Annotated in this window: 7 protein-coding genes; 5 read left to right on the top strand and 2 right to left on the bottom strand. The window is 64.4% G+C overall.

The genetic code is table 11. The annotated features are described in order from the left end of the window. Window positions 1-34: 34 nt before the first annotated feature. Both ACW7G1_RS11280 and ACW7G1_RS11275 read right to left on the bottom strand, forming a co-directional pair. Window positions 35-757, bottom strand: a complete 723-nt coding sequence (locus ACW7G1_RS11280; protein WP_456979796.1) for a hypothetical protein — start codon at window positions 755-757, stop codon at window positions 35-37. Between the two features lie 161 nt (window positions 758-918). After that, a complete protein-coding gene (locus ACW7G1_RS11275) occupies window positions 919-1,509 on the bottom strand; it encodes an NADPH-dependent FMN reductase (protein WP_456979795.1) in 591 nt (196 codons plus the stop codon). A 290-nt stretch (window positions 1,510-1,799) separates the two neighbouring features. Here ACW7G1_RS11275 and ACW7G1_RS11270 point away from each other — a divergent pair, with 290 nt between their 5' ends. The 5 genes from ACW7G1_RS11270 to ACW7G1_RS11250 all read left to right on the top strand — a co-directional run bounded on the left by ACW7G1_RS11270 (window position 1,800) and on the right by ACW7G1_RS11250 (window position 12,177). Beyond that, window positions 1,800-3,830, top strand: coding sequence for a PAS domain-containing protein (locus ACW7G1_RS11270; RefSeq protein ID WP_456979794.1), 2,031 nt, complete (start codon window positions 1,800-1,802; stop codon window positions 3,828-3,830). Continuing rightward, the gene (locus ACW7G1_RS11265; RefSeq protein ID WP_456979793.1) at window positions 3,830-9,127 is read left to right on the top strand and encodes an AAA family ATPase; all 5,298 of its coding nucleotides are present in this window, start codon (window positions 3,830-3,832) and stop codon (window positions 9,125-9,127) included. The genes ACW7G1_RS11270 and ACW7G1_RS11265 overlap by 1 nt, the downstream gene beginning before the upstream one ends. Before the next feature lie 183 nt (window positions 9,128-9,310). Next, a complete protein-coding gene (locus ACW7G1_RS11260) occupies window positions 9,311-10,060 on the top strand; it encodes a pirin family protein (protein ID WP_456979792.1) in 750 nt (249 codons plus the stop codon). 11 nt (window positions 10,061-10,071) lie between these two features. Continuing rightward, a complete protein-coding gene (locus tag ACW7G1_RS11255) occupies window positions 10,072-10,788 on the top strand; it encodes a class I SAM-dependent methyltransferase (RefSeq protein ID WP_456979791.1) in 717 nt (238 codons plus the stop codon). A 75-nt stretch (window positions 10,789-10,863) separates the two neighbouring features. Then, window positions 10,864-12,177: an epoxide hydrolase family protein gene (locus tag ACW7G1_RS11250; protein ID WP_456979790.1), complete on the top strand. Its 1,314-nt coding sequence runs from the start codon at window positions 10,864-10,866 to the stop codon at window positions 12,175-12,177. Window positions 12,178-12,286: the final 109 nt, after the last annotated feature.

The raw sequence follows: 12,286 nt of genomic DNA, 5'->3' as shown, positions 1-12,286 counted from the left end.
CATATGATGATGATCATGCGATGGAGTCACGTTCCTATGAGAAGCGGACGTCACTGATGTCAATCGACACCATGAGCGGATCAAGCACCGGATTCCGGTTGGCATCGCGGGTGTAGGCGCGGCGCCTGCCCGGCAAACGGATGCCGCCGTCCGCAGTGATGTAGTCGAACACCAGTTGCGAGGCATCGAACCCGCCGGCGACATCGACGTTGTAGTCGTGGCGACGCAGGAGGAAGTCGTCGCCGAAGAAGAAGTCCTGGGTCGCGCTGTGCGTGGCGATAGCGTCGGGAAACCGTGCGCGCAGCACCCGCCAGGTCTCGCCCGCTTCCGTCCAGGGTTCGATCTCCGTGACCTCCACGTCCTCGCGCGCCAGCACGAAAGGTGTCCCGAGGTACGTCCACAGCGCATAGCCGCTGAAGTACGCCCGTTGCAGAGGGTCCCAGGGCGTGGTCATTTCATGACCGGCAAAGGGCGCCCGCGGGTTGTCGGTGCGGATGACCGGGGTGCCGTCGCTTTTCATGATCGCCACATATTGCGGGGCGAAATCGAGATGCCAGTCGGGGTCGCCGAATGGCGCCAGGAAGGCGCGCTGCTCATGCAGCTTGGCGGTCAGGCGGCGCGGATTCTGGTCTTGCTCAACCGACTTCATCTTCCAGAATTGGCCGTCGGTGACGATGGTGGCCTCCAACTGGCTGAACCCGTTCCAGCGATCAATGCCGCCGTGGGCTTCCAATACCGCATTCAAAAGTCTGCTCATGTCTGTGCACTCCACGTTGAAGAAAGGTGGCCACCCGGGCCCGGAGGGGGACGGGCCCGGGTAGCCGACGGATTCGGTGCGCACAAGCGCTGTCGTTTCCGTCAAAACATCAACAACCCGATCCGGCTGTCGAAAAAAGTGTCGCGGGTCGCGGATTGGTACTAGTTCGTCGCGGGTGCAGCTGCCCGGGCCACCATGAGGGCGCTCGTCCACCAGTGGAGTTCGTCCAGCATGGCTTTGGCGTTCTGTTCGAGGTAATCAAGCTCGGCGATATCCTTGCCCTGCTGGAGGACGGCGACGAAATCGCCACCCTGGATGTGGACGCCCGTACGTACCGGGGCCATCTGCAGCTCGATGCCAATCATCCGCAGGTGCTCGATCGACCGGGCCGCGCCCACGCTCCCGTAGCCGACGTGGGCCATGGTCTTGCGGTTCCATTCCGGATACGCATAGTCGATGGCGTTCTTCAGGGCGGCGGGGATACTGCGGTTGTATTCGGCGGTGACGAAGATGTAACCGTCGAACTCCGCGACCTTTCGCTGCCAGCGCTGCGCCACCTCGCTTTCGGAGGGGACCCAGGCATTTGACGCCGGCTCGTCGAAGAATGGCATCGGGTAGTCGCGCAGGTCGACCACCTCCGTGCGCATGTCCGCCCTGGAAGCGGCCAGGTCGTGGATCCATTTCGCTGGCTTGTCGCCAAAGCGGGCTGAGCGTGTAGTGCTGATAATGATGGCTATATTCGGAACTGCCATGTGTCTGTCCTCGCCGTTGGGTGCGGTCCTTTCTTTCATCGGACTGTGTGTCCGGAGGAGCGACCGTGTGGCGACGATCTGACTACAGTCGGCCATCTGCATCCATTGCACGATGGTGTCGACCCGCATGCGAAGCGGTTCCCCGGCGTCGAATATTGCTCTGCAATGCGCCTGCGGCGGTGGGCCCTGGAGAAAACCGACACCAAAGTATGGTGGTCGGTGTACGGGAGGCGATGCATGCTGGGCCCGCAAGGGGGCCTGGAATCGCGGAACACATTGAGGGCGGCAGGATGGACCAGACGTACATGCACGATCATGGCGGGCCCTTCCGCTCGATCTTCGATGACCTGCCTGCGCTGGTATGCCTCTTGAAACCCGCGGGCGGCGTCGAGCTTGCCAATCGCCGCTGCATGGAATTTTTCGGTGCGACGCTGGAGCAGATGGCGACGTGGGAGCTGGCGGACGTCATCCATCCCGACGACCTGGCAACGGTCAGCGCGGCCTGGACGCGTGCGGTGGAAACCGGCGACCCCTACGAAGTCGAGGGACGCCATCGTCGCGCCGACGGGATCTACCGGTGGTTGCACATGCGTGCCCATCCGTTGCCGGACGCGCAGGGGCAGGTCACGCTCTGGTATCTCGTGCAAACCGATATCGACGACCGCAAGCGGGCCGAGGACCTGCTGAAGGGCGAGAAGCGGCTGCTGGAGATGGTGGCATCGAACGACCCGCTTCCCGACGTGCTGACCGCGCTGTGCACGCTTGTCGAGGAAGCCGTCAGCGATTGCCACTGCGGCATGCTCTTCAGCGATGCCAGCGGCCGCACGTGGAGCCAGGCCATCGGACCAACGCTGCCATCGGGCTACAGGCATGCGATGAAAGGCCGATCCTCCGCCGGCGACGCCGGCCCCTGCGGCTTGGCAGCGGCATCGGCCCAGGTGGTGATCGTGCCCGATGTTGGTCTGGATGAAAGATGGCAGCGGCAAGGCTGGAGCACCCTGGCCCTCGGCCACGGGCTGCAATCGTGCTGGTCGTCGCCGATCGTCGGGCGCGGCAATCATGTACTGGGTTCGCTCGCCATCTACCGCGGCGAACCGGGCCTTCCGACGCCGTTCCAGCGCGACCTGATCGACAAGGTCGCGCATATCGCGAGCATTGCGGTCGAGCGGGCGCAGCATGATGCGGCGTTGAAGCAGAGCGAGGCGTTCCTCGCCCAGGCCCAGCGGATCAGTTCCACGGGCGGTTTTTCATGGCACACCGTGACCGACGCGATGACGTGGTCCGACCAGGTCTACCGGATCTTCGGGCTCGACCCGGCCGTGCCGGCCACGCTGGAGGCCATGCTGGCCAGGTTGCATCCCGAAGATCTGCCTTCGTTCTCGGCGACGCTGACCCGGCAACGCCGCGATGGCGGCGACTTCGAACACGAACACCGGCTGCGGCTGCCGGACGGTTCGACCAGGCATCTGCACGTGGTGGCCCGCGCCACGCAGGGCCCGGCCGGGCAGCTCGAGTACATCGCCGCAGTACAGGACGTCACGCCGCGCAGGATTTCCGAGGAGGCGCTGGGCACGCTCAGGTCCGAGTTGGCCCACATGGCCAGGATCACGACGTTGAATACGTTGACCGCATCGATCGCGCACGAGGTCCGACAGCCGCTGACCGGCATCATCACCAATGCCAGCCTGAGCATGCGCATGCTCGCCGCCGACCCCCCGAACATTGACGGGGCGCGCGAGGCCGCGCTTCGCACGATCCGCGATGGGAACCGCGCGGCCGATGTCATCACCGGTTTGCGCGCGCTGGTCGACAGGAAGACCGTCTCCAACGAGCTGGTGGACCTGAACGATGCCGCGCGGGAAGTGATTTCCCTGGCCCGCACGGAGCTCCAGCGCAGTCGGGTGATCCTGCGGGCCGAACTCGCCGACGACCTGCCGCCGGTCATGAGCGATCGCGTCCAGCTCCAACAGGTCATCCTGAACCTGCTTCTGAACGCCGCCGATGCCATGACCGGTGTCGAGGACCGGCCCCGGTACGTGGTGATCACGACCGGGCGCGACGAGGGCGACCATGTCCGGCTGACCGTGCGGGATGTCGGGGTAGGGTTTGATCCGCGTCAAACCGAGAGGCTGTTCGATCCCTTCTACACGACCAAAAGCTCCGGGATCGGAATCGGCCTGTCGATCAGCCGCTCCATCATCGAGAGCCACCAGGGACGGCTGTGGGCGGTATCGAACGACGGCCCGGGCGCGACGTTCGGGTTCTCGATTCCACCGCGGCCGGCCCATCATGCACAGATGGACCCCGTGAGCGCCGGCTGATGTCGGTAACGGGCGACACGCCGTTGCGCTCGAACCCGGACGGGCGCGCCGTGCCGCCGGTCGAAAGCCCCGGCACCGAATCCCTCGACAGCCTGATTGGCCGGATGAAAGGGCAACGGATGGCGCTTGCGCGTTGCCTGCGCATCCTGATCGCGCTCGCGCGGTCGCTTGCGCAACTGCACGGCCAGGGGATCCTGCACAAGGACATCAAGCCGGCGAACGTACTGGTCGATGATGCGGGGGACGTGCGCCTGACCGGATTCGCGCCGGCCTCGCGACTGCGGCGCGAACGCCAGGTGCTGGCGCCTCCGGAGACCATCGCAGGGACGTTCGCGTACATGGCACCCGAGCAGACCGGGCGCATGAACCGCTGGATGGATGCCCGCAGCGATCTGTACTCGTTCGGTATCACGATGTACGAACTGCTGACCGGCACCTTGCCGTTCAGCGCGTCCAATCCCATGGAGTGGATCCATTGCCACATCGCCCGGCAGCCAACGCCGCCGGGCGAGCGCGTACAAGGCGTGCCTCCGATACTCGACGAGATCGTGCTCAAGCTGCTCGCGAAGGATCCCGAGGCCCGCTACCAGACGGCGGCGGGCCTGGCGAACGACCTGCGCCGCTGCCTGAGGCAGTGGGAGGCGGAAGGGCGCATCGGCCGGTTCGAGCTGGCCGAGCGCGACGTCCCGGACCAGTTGGTGATCCCGGAAAAGTTGTACGGACGCCATGCGCAGATCGCCGAGCTGCTCGGTGCGTTCGATCGCGTTGTTAACCAGGGAACGACGGAGCTGGTGCTGGTCTCCGGGTATGCGGGCATTGGCAAGTCTTCCATCGTCCGCGAGCTTCACAAGGTTCTCGCGCCGGCACACGCCCTGTTCGCCACCGGTAAATTAGACCAGTTCAAGCGCGACATCCCATACGCCACCCTGGCGCAGGCCTTCCGGTCCCTGGTGCGCGACCTGCTCAACAAAAGCGACACCGAGCTCGCGCACTGGCGGGACGCGCTGATCGACGCGCTGGGGCCGAACGGCCAGCTCATGGTCAACCTGATCCCCGAGCTTGCCCTCATCATCGGAGAGCAACCGCCGACGCCTCCTGTCGAGTCGCAGGACGCGGCGATGCGTTTCCAGCTCGCGTTCGTGAACCTGGTCGAGGTTTTCGCGCGTCACGCGCATCCGCTTGTGCTGTTCATCGACGACCTGCAATGGCTCGACCCGGGGACGCTATCGCTCTTGCAGCGTCTGGCAACGCCGCCGGGCTGCGGCCACCTCATGCTGATCGGGGCCTACCGGGACAACGAGGTGGGTCCGATGCACCCGCTTTCGACCACGATCGACGTCATCCGCAGCGGCGGCGGGATCGTGACGCAGATCGAACTGGCGCCACTGGAACGGCACGACATCGCCCAACTCACCGCCGATGCCCTGCATGCGGATCTCGAACGCACCCGTCCGCTGGCGGAGCTGGTGTCCGAGAAGACCGGCGGCAATCCGTTCTTCGCGATCCAGTTCGTGACCGCACTGGCCGACGAAGCGCTGCTGGGATTCGACCCGGAAAGCGGCTCGTGGCGGTGGGACATCGAGCGGATACGCGCAAGGGGCGTGACCGACAACCTGGCGCAGCTGATGACGGCGAAGCTCGGCCGGCTGTCCGCTCCGGCCCGTGAATCGCTGGGGCAGCTGGCGTGTCTGGGGAACGTCGCGGAGATCGGCATGTTGGCGGCCCTGCGTGGCGTTCCAGTGGACGAGGTCAATGCAACATTGCGTGGCGCGGTGGAGGAGGGGCTTGTGGTGGTTACCAACGGGTCGCTCTCGTTCATCCACGACCGCGTCCACGAAGCGGCTTACGCACTGGTCCCGGTCGATGCCCGCGCGCTGACCCATCTGCGCATCGGCCGGATGCTCCTGTCGCTCGCACCCGACATGGAGAATGAATCGAACATCTTCGAGACCGCCAACCAGTTCGAGCGCGGGGCTTCGGCGATCGACTCGCTCGCCGAACGCGAGAGCGTGGCCGGGTGCTTCCTGGCGGCCGGCGGGCACGCCAAGGCGGCCAGTGCCTACGCCTCGGCGAAGAACTACTTCGCCGCCGGGCGGGCGTTGCTGGGCAGCGACAGTTGGGAGCGTCGGTACGAGCTGACGTTCAAGCTCGAGCTCGGTCGCGCGGAGTGCGAGATCGTTGATTACGACCTGGCGGAGGCGGAGGAGCGGCTTACCGCGCTCTCGCAGCATGCGACAGGGCTGACCGACCAGGCCGAGGTGGTCTGCCTGGCGGTGTTGCTGTATTTCACCACCGGCCGCAACGAGCGGGCCGTCGAGGCGGCGCTGTGCTTCCTTGCCGGGGCGGGCATCGACTGGTCGCCAAGGCCGTCCGAAGAGGACGTGCAGCGGGAGTATCTGGAGATGCGTCGCAGGCTCGCCGGGCGTCCCATGCAGACGCTGACCGATCTGCCCGCGATGAGCGACAAGCGCAGCATCGCCATCCTGGCAGTGCTCACGGAGCTTTTCCCCGCGGCCTATGCGGTCGATCGCCACTTGCTGGACCTCGTGCTCCTGCGCATGACCAACCTCAGTCTGGATCATGGTCACGGCGAGAGCTCGAGCGTTGCCTACGCGGCGTTGAACATGACGCTCGGGCCGCACTTCGCCGACTACACGACGGCCTATGATTTCGGGCGGCTCGCCTGCGAGCTGGTGGACCGCCGCGGCATCGATCGTTTCAAGGCGCGCGTCTATTCGTGCTTCGCCGCGTTCACCATGCCGTGGTTCAAGCACCTGCCGCTGTGCCAGCCGATGATGGTCCAGGCATTCCAGATCGGCAGCTCCAGAGGCGACATGGCGTTTGCCGCGTACAACCTGCGCAACCTCCTCACGCACCTGCTGATGTCGGGCGTTCCCCTCGCGCAGGTGCAGCAGGAGGCCGAGCAGGCGATGACATTCGCCAGGAAGATCGAGCTGGGATTGCCGGCCGAGCGCTTCATCGGGCAGCTCGCGCTGGTGCAGGCGCTGCGTGGATTGCCGACCGGACAGGATCCGGCCGACGAGGCCTGGGCCATGGGGGAGTTCGAGGATCACCCCCAGATGGCGATGATGGTTTGCTACCACTGGGTTTTCCGGCTGCATGAGCGGTTTATTGCCGGGGATTTTCCCGGCGCCCTCGTGGCCGCGGCCCGCATCGAGGGCATCCGCTGGGCGATGCGATCCTCGATCGAGGAAGCGGCCTACGAGTTCCATGCCGCGCTCAGCCACGCCGCCGCGTGCGAAACTGCCACCCCGACGCAGCGCGACCATCATGTCCGTGAGCTTTCAAAGCATCACGGGAGGATCGCGGCCTGGGCCGTGACGTGCCCGGAGAACTTCGCCGGGCAGGAAGCACTGGTGGGCGCCGAGATCGCGCGGCTGGAAGGTCGTGAGGTGCAGGCCCAGCAGCTGTACGAGGCGGCGGTCGCGCGCTCGCGCACATACGGCTTCCTGCACAACGAAGCCATCGCCAACGAGCTGGCCGGTCAGCACTATGCGGCGCTGGGGCTGGAGACCATTGCCTGTGCCTATCTGCGCAACGCGCGCGATTGCTATGAGCGCTGGGGGGCGGAGCCCAAGGTCAGGCAACTCGATACGCGCTACCCCCGCCTGTGTCGACGCCCCCCGCATGAGCCGGTCAATGCAACCATCGATGCGCCAGTCGTCCAACTGGACGTGGAGGCGGTCGACAAGGCATCGCAAACCTTGTCGAGCGAGATGATCCTTCCGGCCCTGCTTGAGAAGCTCATGCGGATCGCCGTTGAGCATGCGGGCGCGGAGCGGGGCTTGCTCATCCTGCTGCACGATGGCGTGCCGGTGGTCGAAGCGGAAGCCGCCACGGGGCGCGGCAGCGTGGACGTGACGCTGCGGAGATCGCGGGTCGTGCCGTCCGACCTTCCACAGTCGGCGCTCCAGTATGTGCTGCGGACGCGCGAGCGCCTCGTGCTCGATGACGCGTCGGCAGGGGGGCTGGACCGGGACGACGAATACATAGGCCGGCATCGGCCCAGGTCGCTGCTGTGCCTGCCGATCTTCAAGCAGGCGCGGGTAATCGGTGTGCTGTACCTGGAGAACAATATCGCGACGCGGGCCTTCACGGCCGGAAAGGTTGCGGTGCTGGATTTCCTGGCCTCGCAGGCGGCGATCTGGCTGGAGAACGCGCGCCTGTACTCCGACCTGCGCCGCAGCGAGGTGTGGCTGAAGGAGGCCCAGCACCTGAGTTCCACCGGCAGCTTCTACTGGCTCGTAGACCTGGAAACCCTCGAATTCTCGGAGCAACTGTTCCGCACCTACCAACTTGATCCGGCGCAGCCGGTGACGCTCGACCTGGTGGCGACACGGGTGCACCCGGACGACCTGTCGCTGTTCCGGGAGATCATCGAGGTCGCGCGCACCACCGGGGCGGATCTCGACCACACGTATCGCGCGCAGATGCCTGACCGGTCGATCAAGCATCTCCACCTGGTCGCGCATGCGGTACGCAACAGCGATGGCCGCAGCGAGTACATCGGCGCGGTCCAGGACGTGACCCAGGGCCGGCTTTCGGAAGAGGCGCTCGGCAAGGTCCGCTCCGAGCTGGCGCATGTGGCGCGCATCACGACCCTGGGCGTGTTGACGGCTTCGATCGCCCACGAGGTCAATCAACCGCTGGCCGGCATCGTCACCAATGCCAGCACGTGCCTGCGGATGCTCGACGCCCATCCGCCCAATGTCGATGGCGCGCGCAGTACCGCGCAACGCATGATCAGGGACGGCAATCGCGCGGCGGACGTGATCACCCGTCTGCGTGCGCTGTTTACCAACAAGGGCGTGGTGGTCGAGCCGGTCGACCTGAACGAGGCCACGGGCGAGATCATCGCGCTGTCGAAGAGTGAGCTGCGCAAGGCAGGCGTGCAGCTGGTCCCGGAACTCGCGTGCGATCTTCCATCCGTGACTGGTGATCGCGTCCAGTTGCAACAGGTGATCCTCAACCTGCTGCTCAACGCGACCGATGCGATGCGCGACATCGACGACCGGCCCCGGCGCATGGAAATCCGCACCGAGCGCGACGGCGACGACCGGGTGCGCTTCTCGGTGCGGGATGTGGGCGAGGGGATCGATCCGCAGTCGTCGTCCCGACTGTTCGAAGCCTTCTACAGCACCAAGGAGGATGGGATGGGCATCGGACTGTCGATCAGCAAGTTCATCATCGAAAGCCATCATGGGCGGCTATTGGCCGCCACGAATGACGGGCCAGGCGCGACGTTCTCTTTCTCGCTGCCGCGTGCCGTCGAGTAGCACGAGCAGGCAACAGACACCTTCGTGCAATGGCTGTTGGCTGCGCAATCTGATGTGATTGATGCCACCCGACAGGAATGAATCCGCATGACACCCACCCCGTCAACGACATCGTCGACCCGTCCGACACGTGCTATCGCGCAGCGCACCCGCGGCAGGACGCAGGGTCCGGTAACGCGCCTGATGAGTCCGTCCGATTTCGGCCAGTTGCTGAAGCCTTTCGTATTCCTCGATCTGTTTGATCATGACGGTGCGCCGTACGAAGGCCCGCTTCATCCCCACTCGGGGATTGTCACCCTGACCTACGTCGCGGAAGGCGCGTTGAGCTACATCGACCCGGACAATGTACGTGGCACGTTGCCGGCGGGCGGTGTCGAATGGATGCAGGCCGGACGCGGCATGTGGCACGGCGGCGGCCTGGACAAGGCGACGCGGACGCGCGGTTTCCAACTGTGGATCGCATTGCCGCCTGAACTGGAACTGGGCCCGACGACCAGCATCTGCCAGCTCCCCGGCGAGGTCCGCGGAGATGACCGGGTTCGCGTGCTCCTGGGTAGCCATGAGTCCGTATCGAGCGTCCTGACGCCCCCTTCGCCGATGAACTATCTCGCCGTGCTGTTGAAGGCCGGAGAGCGCTGGACCTATCACCCACCAGAAGGCCACACGATCCTTTGGGTCGCCATATCGGCAGGCGTGATAGCAACCCCTGATGAGTTGACGCATGGAGATCTTGTGGCTTTCGAGCCATCGGGCAACGCAGTGGAATTCGAAGCATTGACCGATGCGGAGTTCATCCTCGGATCGGCGTCACCGCACCAACACGGTCTTGTGACCGGGTACTACTCGGTCCACACCACGCCGGAAGCACTTCGCGAGGGTGAAGCCCATATCCAGTCGACCAGGGAACGCCTGGTTCGGGAAGGTCGGCTGTGAGCAGGTAGCAAATGGCTCTCCATACCGAACAGGGCGCAGGGATCTACTCGCCCGCTACCCTCAAGCTCTACGACTGGTGGGTGTTGGGCATCTCCAACCGCCATGCGTGGGAATGCTCCACCGACTCCGTCTTGCTTCCGTTCTTCCGGCAGCGCGTTGGTGTCCGTCATCTGGATGTGGGAGTCGGTACCGGCTTCTACCCTGCAAATGCGCAGTTGCCAGAGTCCACTCAACTTACCTTGATGGACCTCAACGCCAGCAGCCTGGAAGCGGCCCGGCGACGATGGGGGCGTGCTCACACGGAAGTGATCCAGCATGACGCAATGATGCCTCTGGTCGAACCTCCCGGAGAGGCATTCGACTCAGTATCCATGCTCTACCTGCTTCACTGCTTGCCACGTCCGATGGCCGAGAAGAGCAGGGTGTTCGCCAATCTCAAGCCGCACCTCAAATCCGATGGCGTGTTGTTCGGCGCGACGATCCTGGGCGAAAGCGCCCACCACAACAGCTTCGGCCGGGCGTTGATGAACGTCTACAACCGCAAGGGAATTTTCAGCAACCAGAATGACACCGTCGGCGGCCTCGAAATGGCTCTACGGCGCCACTTTGCGTGGGTGAAGACAAGTGTTGAAGGCAAGGTCGCGTTGTTCGAAGCGCGCCAGCCGATTTTCCAGGGTCGTGCCGCGCCGAATGATGCTTTGGTATCGAGCGGCACCATCGTGCAATAGATGCCGCCCATCCGCTCTGGTGTGATTGCAATCGAATCTGCCTGTCGCAGATCCCAATCACCCAGGAGAGTAGTCATGCGGAAGTCAGGTCAACTACGGCGCGGTTTGCTCGCCATTGCCGCAGCAGGTTCACTCGCAATTCCCTTGCTTGCGGTTTCCAGCGGCGCCTACGCCGCACCCGAAGCTGGAGTGTCTGCTCCGTCCGAGAGCAGCGCTATCCGGACGTTCCGCATCAACGTTCCCGAGGCACAGCTGGTCGACCTGCGTCAGCGCGTGCGGGCAACACGGTGGCCGGAAAAGGAAACGGTGTCCGATGAATCCCAGGGCGTGCAACTGGAGAAGTTGCAGGCCCTGGTCAAGTACTGGGGAACCACCTACGACTGGCGCAAGGTCGAAGCCGAATTGAACGCGTTGCCGATGTTCGTGACCAACATCGATGGCATCGATATCCAGTTCATCCACGTCAAATCGCGTCATCCCGATGCGATGCCGTTGCTGATCACTCATGGGTGGCCGGGCTCCATCCTGGAGTTGACCAAGTCGATCGGCCCGCTGACAGACCCGACCGCTCACGGCGGTCGAGCCGAAGATGCATTCGACGTGATCATTCCGTCGATGCCCGGCTATGGCTTTTCCGGCAAGCCGCAGGAAGAAGGCTGGGATCCGGACCGCATCGCGAAGGCCTGGGACGTGTTGGTCAAGCGTCTCGGCTACAAGAAGTACGTGTCCCAGGGCGGTGACTGGGGCTCGGTGATTGCCGACGCGATGGGTCGCCAGGCGCCGAAGGGGTTGCTCGGCATCCACGTCAACATGCCGGCGACCGTACCTGCCGCGGCAGCCAGAGCCATGAGTGTCGGGGATCCGGCACCAGCGGGATTGTCGGCGGAAGAGAAGGCCGCCTACGACGCGCTGAGCTATTTCTTCCAGAGGAACGGCGCTTACGGCGCGATGATGGCGACCCGGCCACAGACGGTTGGTTATGGGCTCACCGATTCGCCGGCCGGACTGGCCGCGTGGATCTTCGACAAGTTCAACCAGTGGACTTACAGCGGCGGTGATGCCGAGAAATCGCTGACCAAGGACGAAATGCTGGACGACATCACGCTGTACTGGCTGACCAACAGCGCCATATCGTCCGCGCAGCTGTACTGGGAAAACAACACCAACAACTTCAACGCCGTGGAGCAGCGGACCGCTGAGATTACGGTCCCGGTGGCAGTGACGGTGTTCCCCGGTGAGATCTATCGCGCGCCGCGCAGCTGGACAGAGCAGGCCTACCCCACGCTCATGTACTTCAACGAAGTCGACAAGGGTGGCCACTTTGCCCAATGGGAAGAGCCGCAGCTGTTCGCCGAAGAAATGCGCGCAGCCTTCAAGTCCCTGCGCTGACTGAATCCTATGCGGAGCGCGCTGGGCGCTCCGCATAGCTCAGGCCATTCAAGGAAAATCTGATGCATATTCCAGTGACCAACGGCCTCGTTGCCATTACCGGTGCCTG

The organism is Lysobacter sp. A378, assembly GCF_054052125.1.
Note: the sequence above shows the minus strand (reverse complement) of the source record. Positions and strands in the feature narration are given on the sequence as shown.